Origin of the sequence: Vibrio sp. HB236076 (assembly GCF_040957575.1) — a bacterium.
Lineage (GTDB): Bacteria > Pseudomonadota > Gammaproteobacteria > Enterobacterales > Vibrionaceae > Vibrio.
This window is the reverse complement of record NZ_CP162602.1, coordinates 522,667-538,657: the sequence shown is the minus strand read 5'-3', so window position 1 is coordinate 538,657 and position 15,991 is coordinate 522,667. Positions and strand designations below refer to the sequence as shown.

Here is a 15,991-nt window from a genome sequence, read left to right as displayed (position 1 = left end):
TCTAACTGGTAAAGGGGCAAAAACAAGTCAACACGAACCTTGCAGACTTAAGGGCACAAAATGAACTACAGAAGTTAATAGAGCGAGTAATGGAGGTGCCTTCATGCGCTGCTTTGCGATGGTCTATCCAACATATGAGCACAAAAAAAGCGAGCATCAAGCTCGCTTTCAACTCTCAGTTAATAAAAAGAAATTTACAGTAAGGCTACCGACTGCTGGGCGATCACCAACTCTTCATTGGTTGGGATGACAAACACCGGCGCATCAAAAATAGTTGAATAACCGATTTGCCCCGCTTGACCAAAACGAGCCGCTTCATTGCCTTGCGCATCCTCAACAAAACCCAAAATTTTAAGGTTGTTTAAGATCTCACGGCGGATCGGCAACGAGTTCTCCCCTATCCCACCGGTAAAGATCACCGCGTCTAAACGATCTAATGGCACGAGATAAGAAGCAATGTATTTCGCCACGCGATAAGTAAACACCTCAAACGCCAGCTTTGCCCCCGCATGGCCTTGCTCGACGGCCTCCATAATTTCTCGCGCATCAGACGACACGCCAGACACGCCTAAAAAGCCCGACTTTTTATTCAGCGTTTCAAACAGCGCCTCTTTCGACCACCCTTTGGTCAATAAAAACTCAATCACACTCGGATCAATATCACCGCAACGCGTCCCCATCATCAAACCGGCCAACGGCGTTAACCCCATGCTGGTATCGACGCTTTGCCCGTGTTTAATCGCACTGATTGACGCGCCATTACCAAGGTGAACCGTAATGGCATTGAGATCGCTAAGGGGTTTGCCCAATTGCTGTGCCGCTTGTTGCGCGACATAGAAATGACTGGTGCCGTGTGCGCCGTAACGGCGAACCTTGTCTTTTTTATACAACTCATATGGCAGCGCATAAATAAACGCTTTTTCCGGCATGGTTTGATGATAGGCCGTATCAAAGACCGCAAACTGAGGCAACATGGGGTAGGCTTTCACGGCGGCGCGAATGGCAAGCGCGTTGGCTTTATTGTGTAAAGGCGCCAACTCAGCAAGCGCTTCAATCTCTTCAATCACAGCCTCATCGACAGCGACGGTTTGCTTAAAACTTTCCCCGCCAGCCACAACGCGATGCCCTATGGCGACAAAATCGTCATTGAGCTGCAAGTCTTGCAATAACGCGACGATTCTTTGCATCGCAATGTCGTGAGGATTGCCGTCGGCGCTTAGGCTCTCTGAATGCTTTTCAGATTGATATTTCCAACTGATTTCAGCGTTGGCTAACCCAAGCTTTTCCGCGATTCCGCTCAGAGTCTCTTGGCCGCTTTGAGCATCGACAATGGCAAACTTTAATGAAGAACTTCCTGCGTTGAGTACCAGGACATGGGATTGAGACATACAGGGTCACCTTTTTAAATGGGTCTAGTGAGTCAACTCACTTTAATCGTTACTCTCCATTATTAAAATATTTTTTATTTCATCAACTAAAATTAATCTTTATCAAATAATAATAGAAACTTTATTTGATCTTGCACAATTTTCGCGCTTTCACCGGCGCCAAAACCAATTCAGACACTTAAGTCGATGAAGATGAGTCCATCACCAGCCGAAACGTCAGGCATAAAAAAACCGAGCACAAAGCTCGGTTTTTATCACGACATTGACGATTAAGCGTCAGCAGGGCGACGACGTGAATGACCACGCTCTCCGCGGAAATTACCGCGATTGTCACCACCGCGGTTGCGGTCAAAACGACGCTCACCATCGCGACGAGCTCCGCCATCGCGCTGGCCGCGGTAACCGCCACCGTCACGACGACCGCCATCACGACGACCACCACCGTTGTTATCGCGGCGACCACGTGGCTCACGGAAATCATTGAAGTCACACACAACCGCGCCAACGTCTTTTTGACGGATCTTAAGCTTGCTCAAACGCGTCGCCGCTTGCGAGCTCAGGCTCTTCGGCAACTGAACAAACGTGTGCTCAGGGTTAAGTTTAATCGCACCGATTGACCCTTTACCAAGGCCAAGTTCGTTAGCCAGTGCACCAACAATGTCTTTAACCTGAACACCTTGCTCACGACCAACTTGCAACTGGTAAGTATCCCAATCTTGTGGGTTCGTGTTGCTACGAGGACCGTTTTCACGACGCTCTTTACGACGTTGCTTATCGCGCTCGATAGCTTCGATCATTGGGTCTTCACCCACGTAGAACAACGGACGCTTACCTTGCTGACGCTTAAGCAGCATAGCCGCAAGCGTATTAGCATCGATCTCTAAAGACGATTGCAACTGGTTAACCAAATCGGTGAACTTGTCTAAAGACTTGTGCTCTTTTTCTAGAGCCAGTGTTTCACCAAGTTGTGCAAGACGCGCTTCAGCAACTTTATCACGGTGCGGCAATTGAATTTCTTCCATTGACGACTTAGTCACGCGCTCGATGGTTCTTAGCATACGCAATTGGTTGGTGCGAACAAGAAGAATCGCTTTACCTTTACGTCCCGCACGACCAGTACGACCGATACGGTGAATGTAAGACTCAACATCGAAAGGAATATCGTAGTTAAAGACGTGGGTAATACGTGGCACATCAAGACCACGCGCCACAACGTCGGTCGCAACCAAGATATCAATCACGCCTTGTTTGATATGATCAACGGTGCGCTCACGCAACGATTGAGGAATATCACCGTGCAGTGCCGACGCTTTAAAGCCACGAGCACACAACCAGTCCGCCAAACGCTCAGTATCTTGACGAGTACGAACGAAGACGATAGACGCATCGGTCTCTTCGGTTTCAAGTAAACGAGACATCGCCTCGTCTTTCTCGACGCCTTTTACTACCCAGAACTGCTGCTCTACTTTATCAACCGTGTGGTTTTGGCCAGCAACGTCAATTTTTGCCGGGTCACGCAAAAAGCGCTCAACAATGGTTTTCACCATTGGAGGCATGGTAGCTGAGAACAACACGCGCTGCGCGGTTTCTGGTGCTTGTTCCATGATCCAAGTCACGTCATCAACGAAGCCCATTTTGAGCATTTCGTCGGCTTCATCAAGAACGAAAGTATGACACTCGTCAAGTTGAAGACGATCGCGAGAGATCAAATCTTTTACACGACCTGGGGTACCAACAACAATGTGTGCACCAGATTTTAGTGCGCGCATTTGATCGACGATAGAAGCACCACCGTAGATCTCAAGGACTTTAAGACCGCGGATGTTTTTGCCAAGGTTTTTAACTTCAGCAGCCACCTGAATAGCTAATTCGCGAGTCGGTGCCATCACAATGGCTTGTGGTTTGTGTTGAGATAAATCGATTTTGTTGAGTAATGGCAAAGAGAACGCGGCAGTTTTACCTGTACCGGTTTGCGCTTTACCTAATGCGTCACGACCTTCTAAAAGAAAAGGAATGGCAGCGGCTTGAATTGGCGTTGGTGAGACAAAGCCCATCGCATCAAGAGCTGAAAGAATGTCGTTGTTTAAGTCTAATTCATTGAATTGAATGACAGAATCTTGCATTGGGATCCTACTATATTGAAGTATAAAAAGATGGTCCCACAAGCTCTTCCAATTAAAATACTGATCTATCCATTTTTTAAAATCTGCTTCACTTTCACTTTAGTACAAACTCTGAAGCAACACAGTACAAAAACCAACAAGCTATATAGGGACGACTCAGGGACGCGGATTATTCCCTAAATCCAAGCAAAAAGCCAGTAAAAATTGAGTCACATCACAAATTTTCATTCAAATGACGACAAAGCAAGCAGCTTGGTATAAAAGCGAGCAAATTTCGATTACATCATGATTTTTATAGAGAAATTCCCCCGCCCCAACGTACGTTCAAAAAACAACCACAGCGCTCAATATTTAACCGCTAATCATTGTTTTTAAAAATATCTCCGCTTATCAATAAAATAACGCATAACTTGCGATTTTTTGTACCATTTTCTCCCCTTTCCTTCGACCGGAGCGAGATCTCACTGCTTAAAACGCGCCTTGATAGCGCAATTTAAACCGATTATGGTGGTATGGCTCCAACAATAAATCATACAAATAAAAATACCATAACGTAAAACTCGAGGTCATTATGAAACAGACTAGCATCGCGATCATTTGCGCCGCACTCCTTGCCGGCTGTAATTCCACCCCCGATACATCATCGTCTCAACAAGCGGCGACCAATAGCGCGACGGCCTCAGCCGCCGTTACCGCGATGGCAAAGGGTGACAACCTGATTCAAGATCCACAATTGAGTGAGTTTAGAAGTAATAAAGGCAAAAGTGAGGTTTGGAAGAAACACGCCAATAAATCAGCCGGACTGGGTGATGTCGGCAGTTCATCGGTAACGGCTTTTGGCAGCGAAGGCTCTGCGCGATTGCGTTTTGTCTCCTCAAGCGATGACTTCAGCGCTGAACCAGCATTAAGTCAAACCATTCAAGGACTAAAAACCAATACCCAATATCAGCTTTCTTTTTATTACAACGATAAAAAAGGGTTGAACTCACCCAGCCAATCCACCTTTGGGGTAAAAAATCTCAATGGCAGTGTGATAGAAAATCTGACCATCACCCCAGCCATGGTGGAAAGCTTGCCGCAAGACAATGCCAAAAAGGGCTTTAAAAAAGTCGCGCTGACGTTTAACTCTGGCGCCAATACCAGTGTTACTGTTTATGTGAGCATGACGATTACGGACAAGAGTGCGATTGATCTCTCTGGAGACATTGGCAAGCAGACCGAAGTGCGCGTCGATGAATTTAGCCTAAAAGAGCTTTAAGTTAAGCCCTTTTCTGCGCCCCATTCATCGCGTTTATTGATTGGTAATACCAAAAAACAAAGCCACGATCCTCAGCATGAGACTCGTGGCTTTTTCTATATTGTATGATGAATGAGCGCAAAATTAAGCCACCTCAGTTAATGGCTCAACCAATTCGAGTTCTACGATAGGGTCATGAGCTTTACGGTACTCAATGAGTTTTTCTATCGTCGTCAGCTTTAAACCGTGCTGCTGGCAAAAGACTTCTAAATCTGGCCGGCGCGCCATGCTGCCATCTTCATTCATTATTTCAATGATCGCACAAGACGGACGCAGCCCTGCAAGACGGGCTAAATCGCACCCCGCCTCAGTATGACCCGGACGCGTTAATACCCCGCCGTGTTGAGCGATCACCGGAAAGATATGCCCTGGGGAGACCACATCGTCTTTGGTTGCCGTCGATAACGCCGCCGTGCGTATGGTCAATGCGCGGTCATAGGTTGAAATCCCAGTCGTCACCCCTTTTGCCGCTTCGATAGAGACGGAAAAATTGGTCGCAAACGCTTCGGTGTTGTTTCTCACCATCATCGGCAATTCGAGCTGCTCTGCCATTTTCTGGGTCATGGTTTGACACACCAAGCCTCTGGCATGAGTGATCATGAAATTAATGTCTTCTGGGGTGATACATTCTGAAGCGATGAGAATATCACCTTCATTTTCTCGATGTTCATCATCCATTACGACCACCATTTTACCTTGGCGAATGTCTTCAATGACTGCTTCAATCTCACTTAACTGCATGATTTATATCTCCATCCTTGGTTCATTGGTGGCCAGCAGGCGCTGGCCACCACATAAAAAGTTACTTCGCTGTATTGACGGTGCTGGGCGTTAACGAGCTGACACTACGAGGGACATAACGACACCCCAAGTAATACAACAAGGCACCCGCAAAAGCCCCAGTAAACCAGCCGTAGTGATAAAACCAAGTTAAAACGTCAAAACTGATCGCCACAAAGGTACACGCCATCGGGATCAAAAAGGCAAACATGCCGATCCAGTTCACACTCGGGTGCGCACCTTCTTGATACAAAGCAATCACATTGAGCGACTGTTTTTTGATGAGGAAATAATCAACAATCATGATGCCAGCGATAGGCCCTAACAAACTGGAATACCCCAACAGCCAATTGGATAAGGTCGACTCAATACTGATATCCGATTCGATCCAACCGAGTTTTTTCATCAGCTCCCAACTCATCAGCACCAAACCTAGCAACCCGGTCATCAACACGCCTTTAGTGTGGTTGATGTAGGCTGGAGCAATGTTCTGAAAATCGTTGGTTGGCGACACCACATTGGCCGCGGTGTTGGTGGACAGCGTCGCGATAATGATTAACAACATGGCAATCGCCACCCCGATTGGGCTGTCAATTTGACCTATCATGGTGACCGGGTCTGAAATTACTTGACCAAATAAAGGCTCAGAAGCCGCCGTTAACACAACGCCCAATGCCGCAAACATAAACATGGTCAGCGGCAAACCGAGAATTTGACCCACTACCTGATCTTTTTGCGTTTTCGCGTAACGGCTAAAGTCAGGAATGTTCAGTGATAAGGTCGCCCAAAAGCCCACCATGGCCGTCAAACCAGACAAAAAGTAAGTCCATAAACCGGCGTCGGCAGGTCGGTTCGCTGGCGTGGCCAAAATCTCGGTGTAAGAGACTTTATCACTGGCCCAAAACAGCAAACCCAATGCGACCGCAAACAAAATAGGCGCCGATAAGGTTTCAAGCCATTTGATTGAGTTAGCGCCTTTGATCACCACCAGAATGTTCAGTGCCCAAAACAGGAAAAAGCCCAGCACTTCACCGGTGCCGCCTAAGCTCGCCCAACTCGAAGAGATTTCCGATAAAAACAAGTGTATCGCTAACCCGCCAAACATGGTTTGAATGCCAAACCATCCGCAGGCGACAAAACCGCGAATCAAACACGGAATATTTGACCCTTTGATACCAAAAGAAGAACGCAGCAAAATGGGGAAAGGGATACCGTATTTTGTGCCGGCCATCGCATTGAGAGTCAACGGGATTAGCACCACAATATTGGCAATTAAAATGGTAACCAGCGCTTCAGTTACCGATAGACCAAAGTAGGCGGTTAATACCCCACCTAGGGTATAAGCGGGGACACAAATCGCCATTCCAACCCACAAGGCGGCAATATTCCATTTATTCCATGTGCGCTCTTTGACCTTGGTCGGCGCTAAGTCTTGGTTGAAATGTTTGCTTTGTTCAAGATCGGTGCCGATGTCTAATTCATAGAAATCACCGACCTTGTTCATTTCCGTCTTCATTATTACGTCCTCATTCCTTTGATGACTGTGTAATCGTAAAATTGCTTTTTGATCGCTTAATCTTGTTCCGATTCTGTTGGGGTGAGCGGTTGATATTCATAACGAATAAACCACATCATGCATTCACCATCGTACATCGCACTCCTCCTTGACATTGATGTGTTTAGTTTCAGCTCGTGACTCTGTTGTGACCCAAAGCCAGTGCGTTAATACAGCTCGTGATACTGGCGATTAAAGTAGACCAGATTGGACGTGTCTTTGTGATTGGCAACGCCGAGGATGTCACAAATTAAAATCACGTGTGTCCCAGAATCGAGCCGCTGGCTAATTTGGCAATCAAATGCGTGATTACACCCTTCAATCACCGGCGACCCGGTAATAAAAGCTTGCCAATCAACCGATTCAAAGCGCTCTTGTTGGGTTAGTTTACCGGCAAACAAGCCCGAAATTGCCGCCTGCTGGGCCGAAAGCGTATTCACACACAAGTGAGTCGCGTTTTTAAAGGTGTTAAACACCGACGAATTTCGATTGAGGCACACCAGTAAACTCGGTGGCGTATCACTGACACTGGTCACCGCGGTGGCGGTAAAACCGGCGTATTGGCCATCGACGCAGGTGGTGATCACATTCACCGCTGAGCCTAAACAAGCCATGCCATTTTTAAACGCCTCTACCCCTTGGGCGTGATCGCTCGAAAAATCAATCCAAGTCATCGCTTCACTGGGTTGTGCGGTTTTGATTGCGGTTTGGTTGCTATTCATAAAAACAGGCCTCATCGATAGAAAGTCTTGGCAAGCGGTCATACACTTTGCTCGCATCCCCGTAACCTAGGTTGATCAGTAGATTCACCTGCCACTGACCGTCGGCAAAAAAGGTCTTATTAACCGCATCGACATCAAACCCCGATAACGGCCCCGTATCTAAGCCCATTGCCCTCGCCGCCATGATCATGTACGCCGCTTGCATCGAGCTGTTTCTCATTGCTGTTTCTTTGGCAAAGTCTTCGCTTGAGGTAAACCAACTTTTGGCGTCGCCGTGTGGGAAAAGCTTGGGTAAGGCGTCGTAAAATTGCTTATCGAAAGCAACAATGACGGTCACCGGCGCTGTCATGGTTTTCTCCAAATTGCCTTTCGACAAACAAGGCGCTAACTTTTCTTTTCCTTCTTTGGAGGTAATAAACACAAAACGCGCTGGACAACAGTTGGCCGAGGTTGGGCCCAGCGCCGTCAAACGGTACAGCTCTTCAATTTGCGCCTGCGTGACAGGCTTGTCTAACCAGCCATTTTGCGTTCTCGCGTTATCAAACAATTGGTCGATCATTGCTGACATCATCCTTCCTTGTGATTTCATTAGGGTTAGTGAATTTGCTGTTGATAAAAGTCATCGAGCAGTGCATTAAACTGCTTTGCTCGGGTCAGATTACACGCATGACCCCCGTGGTTCATTTCGAACAACTGCGCATTGTCCAGTTGTTCAAACAATTGCGCCGAACAAGAAAACGGCACGAGTAAATCATCCAAACTCACGATCACCGCTGTGGGGGTTTTTATCGCGCTCAATTTATCTCGCCCATCGTATTGCTCAGCGGCCTTTATCCTCTTTTTCAGATTGTCGGTATCAATGTCGGCCTTGAGCAAATGGGCCAGCTCTTGATCTAATTCGGCCCGGTGTTCTTTCATCCATTGCGCGGGGTAAAGAAATAACGGTTGCGCCTTGAGATACATTTCTAACCCGGTGTTGACTAAGATCGACTTGCGAATTTCAAAACAGCGCTTGGTGTGTGCATCGGTCTTATCCCACGCATTGACCAACACCAAACTGGCCAGCTTTTCTGGTGCCATGGCCGCCGCCTCTAAACCGATTAAGCCGCCAATGGCATGACCAATAAAATGTACCGGACCTTGGTTTACGTCGTCGATCAGCTCGAGGACATCCTTTGCCATATCTTTAATGTGGTAATCGTCTGGCAAACTGGCTTTGCTGCGACCAGTGCCAAGGTGATCGTAAACCACCACATTAAAATTTTTCTGTAATGAGGCGACCTGAGGTTGCCAATACAAGTGTGAGCCGCCCAAACCAGAGGACAGAACAACTGTCCCCTTTGCGGTTTCTATTGAGGGGTACGTTTGATAAAACACCATGCCAACCCCTCGTGGTTATTTCACGCCAACATGAGCGATAGTGGCAATTTCAATTAAGGCTTCTTCTTTGACTAAGCCACACTGAATGCAATAACGCGCCGGCTTATCGCCCGGGAAAAACTCGGCATACACTTGGTTGATACTGGCGTAGTCTTGCCAGTCTTTAATCATGATCATATTAAAAGTGACATCGTCCATGGTGCCGCCTGCTTCCACCACCACACTTTGAATGGTTTCGAGCACATGGCGAGTTTGCGCGGCGGCATCCCCCGGGTAAACCACGTTATTTTCACTGTCGAACGGCAGCGTTCCTGAAACATAGACCACGCCATCGGCTAAGGTGCCGGGAACAAACGGGGCGATAGGGGTACTGGTGCCTGCTGGCATAACAACTTGTTTTGGCATTGATTACTCTCCTTGTTGAGCGATAGCCGTAACGTAATCATCGACTGTCGCTACCCATCCAAAAAAGGTTTTAATGTTGTTGAGCGCTTCATCATGGGCGCTACGTGGGCCGGCCTGATACGTCGCATCAGAAAGCGCCAGGCCGAAATACTCGAGGTGAAATCCATCTCTTAAGGTCGACTCAACACAAACATTGGTCGCGATACCGGTAAACACGAGGTTGCGAATACCACGCGAACGCAACATGGTGTCGAGGTTGGTATTAAAAAAGCCGCTATAACGCGTTTTGGGGATCACCCAATCCTGTTCTTTTGGCGTTAACTGATCGACCAGTTGGTAATCCCAGCCGCCTTTGGATAAAAATTGCCCTTCTAGCTCCGGCTTTTTTCGCATCGTCTTTAACGCATTCGACTTATGCCAGTTTGGCGATCCTTTCCCACCGGCTTCTTGATAGCCTTTGTCCCAACCGTTTTGTAAAAAAACCACTTGAATGCCGGCCTGACGAGAGGCTTCAATCACGGTATTGATATTTTCAATCACCGGGCCAGTGTGATCGACATTAAAGCCTGCCAAGTCAAGGTAGCCACCAATGGTGGAATACGCGTTTTGCATATCCACGACAATCAAGGCCGTTTCACTCGGTTTAATGGCCAAATTTTCCGGTTGAGCACGAACCACCACAGAGTCATCGACACCAGATTCTAGGGCATAACCTGAAACACTCTCTGCGATCATGCGGCGTACTCCCCTTCAATGGTCACGTGTTGACGACTTTTCATTAATGGCTGAATGCGTTCGCCAAAGTTGGTAACGCCTTCGACAAAGTCGTCAAAGGTCAACAACACACCGCCGGTGCCTGGCACACTGTCGACTTCATCGAGTAATCGCGCCACCGTTTCATAAGAACCGACTAAGGTCCCCATGTTGATGTTGACGGCAGAGGTCGGATCCGACATCTGGCGCACATTGGTATCAGTGCCCGACTTTTTATCGGCCGCCGCTTGATCGCTCAGCCACTGCAAGGCTTCTTCGTCTTTGCCTTCTTTATAGCTTTCCCATTTTGCTCGTGCCGCTTCGTCGGTTTCATCGGCGATGATCATAAAGAGCACAAACGAGGTCACATCGCGGCCGGTTTTCTCGGTCGCTTTGGCCAAACGTTCGGTCGCAGGTGCAAACGCTGTCGGGGTGTTTACGCCTTTGCCAAACACAAAATTGTAATCGGCATACTCGGCAGAAAACGCCATGCCCGCATCGCTAGAACCCGCACAAATGATGTTCATTCTCTGCGACGGTTTCGGACTGACTCGGCAATCGTTCATCGTGAAGTGTTCGCCTTTAAAATCGGAAACGCCGGTATCCCAAAGATCGCGCAAGACTTGCGCATACTCTGACAAGTAGTTGTAACGGGTTGAGAAAAACTCATCGCCTGGCCACATGCCCATTTGGCTGTATTCCGGTTTTTGCCAGCCCGTCACCAGGTTGACACCAAAACGGCCGTGAGAAATAGAGTCAATGGTCGACGCCATACGCGCCACAATCGCTGGCGGCAGAGTTAAGGTTGCCGCAGTGGCGTAGAGCTTGATTTTTGAGGTCGCCGCTGCCAGACCGGCCATCAGAGTAAAGGATTCTAAATTGTGATCCCAAAATTCGGTCTTACCACCAAAGCCGCGAAGCTTGATCATAGAAAGCGCAAAGTCCATTCCATAGTGCTCTGCTCTTAACACCACTTCTTTATTGAGATCAAAAGTAGGCATGTATTGCGGCGCATTTTCCGAGATGAGCCAGCCATTGTTTCCGATTGGAATAAAAACACCGATTTGCATATAAACTCCTTAAGTCCATTTTTGTCATTTATTGCTTGCAATGATCTATATCAATCTTTGTGCCAATTTTATAAAATCATTTAAAAACAATAATTTATATAAAACATTCAGTCTAATTTAGACCATATGGTCCATAAATATTGAACAAAAAAGGTGCAGAGAGCACCATAAAAGAGCAAAAAACGAACAATGTTAGGAAGGAGAAGAAGGCAAGAAAAATGCCTTAAGCACGAGGCTCAGGCATCACACCGCTAAAAATCATCGATTGAATTTCACGGCAGGTCGACTCAAAAAATCGTTTGTCTGACAGGTTTTTACCGGTAATCGCTTGGATTTGAACTTGGAAATCGGCGTAGTGCTGGGTGGTTGACCAGATCATAAAAATCAAATGCTCAGGCTCAATGGGTTTTAATTTGCCCTGCTCCATCCACAAGTTCATTACCGCGGTTTTTTCTTTGATTAGACTTTTTAAAGGCCCCGACAAATAATCACCAAAAATAGGCGCCCCTTGCATGATTTCAAAACAAAATAATTTCGACGCTTCGGGTTGGTCTCGAGATAATTCCAGCTTTAAGCGAATATAATTCGACAAAGCCTGATACGGGTCTTCATCCACATCAAAGCCCCGAATCGGAGCGAGCCAATCGGTGAGGATATTTTCTAAAATTTTAAGGTAAAGGGCTTCTTTACTTTTGAAATAATAAAAGAGATTGGCTTTAGAAATATCGGCTTCTTGAACAATTTGCTCTATCGTCGTGCCGTAATAACCATAACGAGAAAACACTTTGAGCGCAGAGGTCAAAATATGATTTTGCTTATTGATATAATTTTGTCGGCGGCGATTGGTGGTTGGCGCCTTGACCACTCTTTCCATCGACGCATCGTTGAGATCGAGACTGTTTAATCCATCAGATTTACTCATCAAAAACCCTTCACATCCTACAATTAGGTTGGCGTTAAGATTAACATTACGGCCGCAATAATTCGACCAAGCGGGTCAAGTTATTGCCAACAACCTCTGTATTTATGCGAGCAAAATACTGAATAATGAAGTGCTTGCCTCACCGCTATCCATCCTACTTTGACACCGACACCGATTTTGATTGCTGCTCTCTAATAGGCTGACAGGATAACGATCTCGAGGAACGGTGGGCAAAAAGCACGCCGATAACAATCATACCAGCGCCAACCCATACCGTGGCTTTGATCGGCTCATCAAACATCAACCAAGCCCAGACAGACGTACAAGGCGGGGTAAAATACATTAACAAGGCCACGTGATTCGCCGATGTCTTTGACAGTACCCACCAATACAGGCCATAAGCGCAAAAGGTTGAAAACACAACAAACCAAGAAACCGAGAGCAAAAATGAATGGCTCATATCCCAACTCACTCCGTGGTCATACAGCGCCAGTGGCAAAAACAACACGCAGGAAATAAGGCACTGAATCGTCAATGAACTGGCCACTGTCACTGGCGACTTCTGCTGCTGGCTGATGAGCGTCGCCCATACAATGCATACCGTACTCGACAGCGCTAAGCCAATTGGCAAATACCCCGTACCCAATGACATTTGCTCAATAACCGGCAGCATGACCCCAAACAATGCCATCAGTAAGCCCAGCCATTGTGTTAACGACATTCTGGTTTTGAGCATGATGGTGGATAATGTGGCGGTAAGCATCGGTTGTAGCGCCGTAATCAGAGCCGCTAATGCCGGTGAGATCCCCATTTCTATCGCCGAGATCATCGTGGCCAGATACCCAAACATCGCCAGCGTTCCGATACTGATCTGATTGCGCCATTGTTGCGCGGTTAACTTGGTTAAACGCACTGCGGTCAAAGGCAATAAAATGCAAGACGCGCATAAAAATCGCCAAAAAAGCACCGTATAAATTGAGTCCGTTTGCGCGGCTAAACTGCCGCCAATAAATCCAGAACTCCACGCCAACACCAGTCCAATTTGTCCCAATATGACGCCGTATATTTTTATATTCACCATGGTACCAACCCAATCAAAAGTAGAACGATCACTATACTTGCCAAAAATACAGTGATCGTTCTACAATGTCAATTATGAATAAAACACACCTAAAAATTGCCGCTAACCTAGAACAGGCCTTTACTCAACACGGGTTTACTGAGCTTGGGGTTGATGGGCTTAAAGAAAAGGCACAAGTGAGCCTAAGAACACTGTATAAATACTGTCCTTCAAAAGAAGAGATGATTTTGTTGGCACTAGAGCACCGTCATCAACGCTATCTTGACTTCATTTCGGCAGACAAGGCGTCACGTTCGGCTCCCGAAGCCCTGAACACCTTTTGGAATCAGGTAGAAAGTTGGCTAGAAAATGAAGCCCCTAATGGCTGTTTGTTCCACGGTGCAGTTGCCGCTCACCCACACAATACGGCCATGTTTGAGATGTTGAAAAGGCATAAAATGGATGTGATCGAGCATGTGATGTCAACGACGCAATTATGGGATCAAAAAGAAGCGTTGTATGTGTTATATGAAGGGGTACTTCACAGCTGGCCGGTGATAAAAAAGCAGGCGATAACCAGTGCCATCGCCTTGAGTTTATCTTTGTGTCATGCGTCGAAATCGCCATAAACCGCCGTTATCATTAATTTAAGTGCGCGCCCCAAGCGCGCCTTAGAGCCTGAGACTGACGCTATACCAGATCAAAAATAAGCACTTGAACCGGTTCTTCACCAAGCTGCTGGTAATCAATCGTGTTGGTTGAGCTTATCTTTGCGCCGTCCCCAGACGATAACCTTTGTTGGTCTATCTCAAGCATCCCTTTGACCACATGCACATAGTAGTGTCGATGAGACTTCACAGACTGTTGATAGTGCTGCCCATTTGTTAAGTACAACTGATGTATCCAAGCGTCCTGTCTCAGTGTTAATGGCGCGCCAGAGTCCTTCGGCCCGGCGATGACGGTCAATCCCTCCGACACCGAAAAGGCTTGTTGCTGATAACTCGGCTCACTGTCAAACTCATTCGGTTCAATCCAAATTTGTAAAAAGTGCACAGGCGCTTGGTGAGAGGCATTGTACTCACTGTGGTAAATCCCTTTGCCTGCACTCATCACCTGAAATTCACCGGCGGGTAAAAGCTGCTCGTGACCTTGACTGTCCCGGTGCTTGAGTGCCCCAGCAATGACATAACTGATGATCTCCATATTTTTGTGACCATGAGTGTCAAACCCTGCCTCAGGGGCGACATGGTCTTCGTTGATCACTCTCAGTGAAGAAAAACCCATGTGATTAGGATCGTAATATTGTCCAAACGAAAAGCTGTGACGGCTTTTTAACCAACCAAAATCCCCCACACCTCGCTGCTCTGCTGGCCGAATGATCATCATCATACCCTCCTCAATAAGTTAAACGTTGGTGAATTACGCGATCCAAAGACCAAGCCCCGGCGCCAGAAAAGACCAGTGACAACGTGGCGGCAAACAGCGCTAAAGCAAATTCGTAGCCGTTATTACTGATAAACAAACCGTGTTCAAAATGGACCGAAAAAATAGCGATGAGCATAGTAAATGCACTGACCAAAGCCGCGGGACGAGTCAAAAGCCCCAGTAATAATGCCAAACCACCAAAAAATTCTGCGCTGCCAGCAAGCGCCGCCATCACAATACCGGGAGACAGACCAATAGAGTCCATCCACTGACCTGTGCCTGCTAAACCATAGCCGCCAAACCAAGCAAACAACTTTTGACTGCCATGAGCCATCAAAATCACCGCAACGGGGACACGCAGTAACAACGCACTGATTTGGTTATCGGTGATCATCATTCTTTGTAGTAACACTTTCATCGAATTTTTCCTTAGTATTGTCAACGTTAGTCAGCCCATTGCTGACTGGTATGAAGCCAGTGTAAAGGAAAATTTTTTCGACATAAGCAGGAGAAATAAAACAAGATGTTCTATTTATTTGAACGTTTTTAAACGTCAATATGGACATCTCTGGCGATCATGATGACTTCATTGGCAGAATACAGATCGGTTAAAACGCTCTCAACCTTTGCCCCAAGCGTCTTTTGATACAGGGACTGGGCTTGGTTGTCTTGACGTGTGGTCACCATAATGTGTTTTATCTTCGCCCCGCGCTGGTTGAGCACTTTTTCAACCTGAGGCAAGGATTGCTCAATCAATGTCGTGGCAACACCTTGGTTGCGATAGGCTTGGCTGACGGCCAACTGCTCAAGCTCTAATACCACGTTTTGACGAAAGCCACTTTTTTGATTCCAAATAATGTAGCCCAAGCAATGTTGCCCCCTCTTTGCCACAAATAACTGCATTCTTGGTTGTGCGTGTAAACAGCAATTCAACCACAGTTCAGAATCTTGCTGGCGAACAAAAGCCTCACGGTGAATATTGGCGACTTGTTCAACATCAGCGCGGTTCATAACAAGGATGTCCATCGTTTGTCTCACTCTATTTTTATAAAAACGCTAAGAATATTAAAGGCACTTTGTCTGCAAAGCGAGCACGCAAAAAAAATGCCGA

Annotated in this window: 16 protein-coding genes and 1 pseudogene; 2 read left to right on the top strand and 15 right to left on the bottom strand. The window is 46.9% G+C overall.

What is annotated here, in order from left to right; genetic code table 11:
- Window positions 1-194: 194 nt before the first annotated feature.
- Both AB0763_RS15680 and AB0763_RS15675 read right to left on the bottom strand, forming a co-directional pair.
- Complete coding sequence (locus tag AB0763_RS15680) at window positions 195-1,388, bottom strand: acetate/propionate family kinase (RefSeq protein WP_306099372.1); 1,194 nt, start codon at window positions 1,386-1,388, stop codon at window positions 195-197.
- 269 nt (window positions 1,389-1,657) lie between these two features.
- The gene (locus AB0763_RS15675) at window positions 1,658-3,511 is read right to left on the bottom strand and encodes a DEAD/DEAH box helicase (RefSeq protein ID WP_306099371.1); all 1,854 of its coding nucleotides are present in this window, start codon (window positions 3,509-3,511) and stop codon (window positions 1,658-1,660) included.
- 571 nt (window positions 3,512-4,082) lie between these two features.
- Between AB0763_RS15675 and AB0763_RS15670 the strand changes: the two genes are divergently transcribed.
- Window positions 4,083-4,769 carry a hypothetical protein gene (locus tag AB0763_RS15670; protein WP_306099370.1) on the top strand — a complete coding sequence of 229 codons (687 nt, stop codon included), beginning with the start codon at window positions 4,083-4,085 and terminating at the stop codon, window positions 4,767-4,769.
- Between the two features lie 183 nt (window positions 4,770-4,952).
- Here AB0763_RS15670 and ribB read toward each other — a convergent pair.
- The 10 genes and pseudogenes from ribB to AB0763_RS15620 all read right to left on the bottom strand — a co-directional run.
- A pseudogene (gene ribB / locus AB0763_RS15665) lies at window positions 4,953-5,549 on the bottom strand (3,4-dihydroxy-2-butanone-4-phosphate synthase); the annotation flags it as partial.
- 61 nt (window positions 5,550-5,610) lie between these two features.
- Complete coding sequence (locus tag AB0763_RS15660) at window positions 5,611-7,104, bottom strand: NCS1 family nucleobase:cation symporter-1 (protein WP_306099369.1); 1,494 nt, start codon at window positions 7,102-7,104, stop codon at window positions 5,611-5,613.
- Between the two features lie 206 nt (window positions 7,105-7,310).
- Entirely contained in the window at window positions 7,311-7,865 is a 555-nt protein-coding gene (locus tag AB0763_RS15655) for a flavin reductase (protein WP_306099368.1), read from the bottom strand.
- On the bottom strand, window positions 7,858-8,436 hold the full coding sequence (locus AB0763_RS15650; RefSeq protein ID WP_368644145.1) for a malonic semialdehyde reductase: 579 nt from the start codon (window positions 8,434-8,436) through the stop codon (window positions 7,858-7,860). The genes AB0763_RS15655 and AB0763_RS15650 overlap by 8 nt, the downstream gene beginning before the upstream one ends.
- Window positions 8,437-8,459: 23 nt before the next feature.
- Window positions 8,460-9,245: a pyrimidine utilization protein D gene (gene rutD, locus AB0763_RS15645; protein WP_306099366.1), complete on the bottom strand. Its 786-nt coding sequence runs from the start codon at window positions 9,243-9,245 to the stop codon at window positions 8,460-8,462.
- Between the two features lie 15 nt (window positions 9,246-9,260).
- Window positions 9,261-9,650 carry a pyrimidine utilization protein C gene (gene rutC, locus AB0763_RS15640; protein WP_306099365.1) on the bottom strand — a complete coding sequence of 130 codons (390 nt, stop codon included), beginning with the start codon at window positions 9,648-9,650 and terminating at the stop codon, window positions 9,261-9,263.
- 3 nt (window positions 9,651-9,653) lie between these two features.
- Window positions 9,654-10,385 carry a pyrimidine utilization protein B gene (gene rutB / locus AB0763_RS15635; protein WP_306099364.1) on the bottom strand — a complete coding sequence of 244 codons (732 nt, stop codon included), beginning with the start codon at window positions 10,383-10,385 and terminating at the stop codon, window positions 9,654-9,656.
- Entirely contained in the window at window positions 10,382-11,473 is a 1,092-nt protein-coding gene (gene rutA, locus AB0763_RS15630; protein ID WP_306099363.1) for a pyrimidine utilization protein A, read from the bottom strand. The genes rutB and rutA overlap by 4 nt, the downstream gene beginning before the upstream one ends.
- Window positions 11,474-11,696: 223 nt before the next feature.
- Entirely contained in the window at window positions 11,697-12,395 is a 699-nt protein-coding gene (gene rutR / locus AB0763_RS15625; RefSeq protein WP_306099362.1) for an HTH-type transcriptional regulator RutR, read from the bottom strand.
- A gap of 154 nt (window positions 12,396-12,549) precedes the next feature.
- Entirely contained in the window at window positions 12,550-13,476 is a 927-nt protein-coding gene (locus AB0763_RS15620; protein WP_306099361.1) for a DMT family transporter, read from the bottom strand.
- A gap of 74 nt (window positions 13,477-13,550) precedes the next feature.
- Between AB0763_RS15620 and AB0763_RS15615 the strand changes: the two genes are divergently transcribed.
- Window positions 13,551-14,084 carry a TetR/AcrR family transcriptional regulator gene (locus tag AB0763_RS15615; protein ID WP_306099360.1) on the top strand — a complete coding sequence of 178 codons (534 nt, stop codon included), beginning with the start codon at window positions 13,551-13,553 and terminating at the stop codon, window positions 14,082-14,084.
- A 61-nt stretch (window positions 14,085-14,145) separates the two neighbouring features.
- Here AB0763_RS15615 and AB0763_RS15610 read toward each other — a convergent pair whose 3' ends face one another.
- The 3 genes from AB0763_RS15610 to AB0763_RS15600 all read right to left on the bottom strand — a co-directional run bounded on the left by AB0763_RS15610 (window position 14,146) and on the right by AB0763_RS15600 (window position 15,906).
- Window positions 14,146-14,844, bottom strand: a complete 699-nt coding sequence (locus tag AB0763_RS15610) for a pirin family protein (RefSeq protein ID WP_368644144.1) — start codon at window positions 14,842-14,844, stop codon at window positions 14,146-14,148.
- A gap of 7 nt (window positions 14,845-14,851) precedes the next feature.
- Window positions 14,852-15,298, bottom strand: coding sequence for a DoxX family protein (locus AB0763_RS15605; protein ID WP_306099359.1), 447 nt, complete (start codon window positions 15,296-15,298; stop codon window positions 14,852-14,854).
- Between the two features lie 128 nt (window positions 15,299-15,426).
- On the bottom strand, window positions 15,427-15,906 hold the full coding sequence (locus AB0763_RS15600) for a GNAT family N-acetyltransferase (protein WP_368644143.1): 480 nt from the start codon (window positions 15,904-15,906) through the stop codon (window positions 15,427-15,429).
- Between the last annotated feature and the right edge of the window lie 85 nt (window positions 15,907-15,991).

Excerpts from the sequence above, each read along its gene's own strand:
- rutA (WP_306099363.1), bottom strand. The coding sequence starts at position 11,473 with ATGCAAATCGGTGTTTTTATTCCAATCGGAAACAATGGCTGGCTCATC.
- rutC (WP_306099365.1), bottom strand. The coding sequence starts at position 9,650 with ATGCCAAAACAAGTTGTTATGCCAGCAGGCACCAGTACCCCTATCGCC.
- AB0763_RS15680 (WP_306099372.1), bottom strand. The coding sequence starts at position 1,388 with ATGTCTCAATCCCATGTCCTGGTACTCAACGCAGGAAGTTCTTCATTA.
- rutB (WP_306099364.1), bottom strand. The coding sequence starts at position 10,385 with ATGATCGCAGAGAGTGTTTCAGGTTATGCCCTAGAATCTGGTGTCGAT.
- AB0763_RS15615 (WP_306099360.1), top strand. The coding sequence starts at position 13,551 with ATGAATAAAACACACCTAAAAATTGCCGCTAACCTAGAACAGGCCTTT.
- AB0763_RS15600 (WP_368644143.1), bottom strand. The coding sequence starts at position 15,906 with ATGGACATCCTTGTTATGAACCGCGCTGATGTTGAACAAGTCGCCAAT.
- AB0763_RS15610 (WP_368644144.1), bottom strand. The coding sequence starts at position 14,844 with ATGATGATGATCATTCGGCCAGCAGAGCAGCGAGGTGTGGGGGATTTT.
- AB0763_RS15605 (WP_306099359.1), bottom strand. The coding sequence starts at position 15,298 with ATGAAAGTGTTACTACAAAGAATGATGATCACCGATAACCAAATCAGT.
- AB0763_RS15620 (WP_306099361.1), bottom strand. The coding sequence starts at position 13,476 with ATGGTGAATATAAAAATATACGGCGTCATATTGGGACAAATTGGACTG.
- rutD (WP_306099366.1), bottom strand. The coding sequence starts at position 9,245 with ATGGTGTTTTATCAAACGTACCCCTCAATAGAAACCGCAAAGGGGACA.
- AB0763_RS15655 (WP_306099368.1), bottom strand. The coding sequence starts at position 7,865 with ATGAATAGCAACCAAACCGCAATCAAAACCGCACAACCCAGTGAAGCG.
- AB0763_RS15650 (WP_368644145.1), bottom strand. The coding sequence starts at position 8,436 with ATGATGTCAGCAATGATCGACCAATTGTTTGATAACGCGAGAACGCAA.
- AB0763_RS15660 (WP_306099369.1), bottom strand. The coding sequence starts at position 7,104 with ATGAAGACGGAAATGAACAAGGTCGGTGATTTCTATGAATTAGACATC.
- AB0763_RS15675 (WP_306099371.1), bottom strand. The coding sequence starts at position 3,511 with ATGCAAGATTCTGTCATTCAATTCAATGAATTAGACTTAAACAACGAC.
- rutR (WP_306099362.1), bottom strand. The coding sequence starts at position 12,395 with ATGAGTAAATCTGATGGATTAAACAGTCTCGATCTCAACGATGCGTCG.
- AB0763_RS15670 (WP_306099370.1), top strand. The coding sequence starts at position 4,083 with ATGAAACAGACTAGCATCGCGATCATTTGCGCCGCACTCCTTGCCGGC.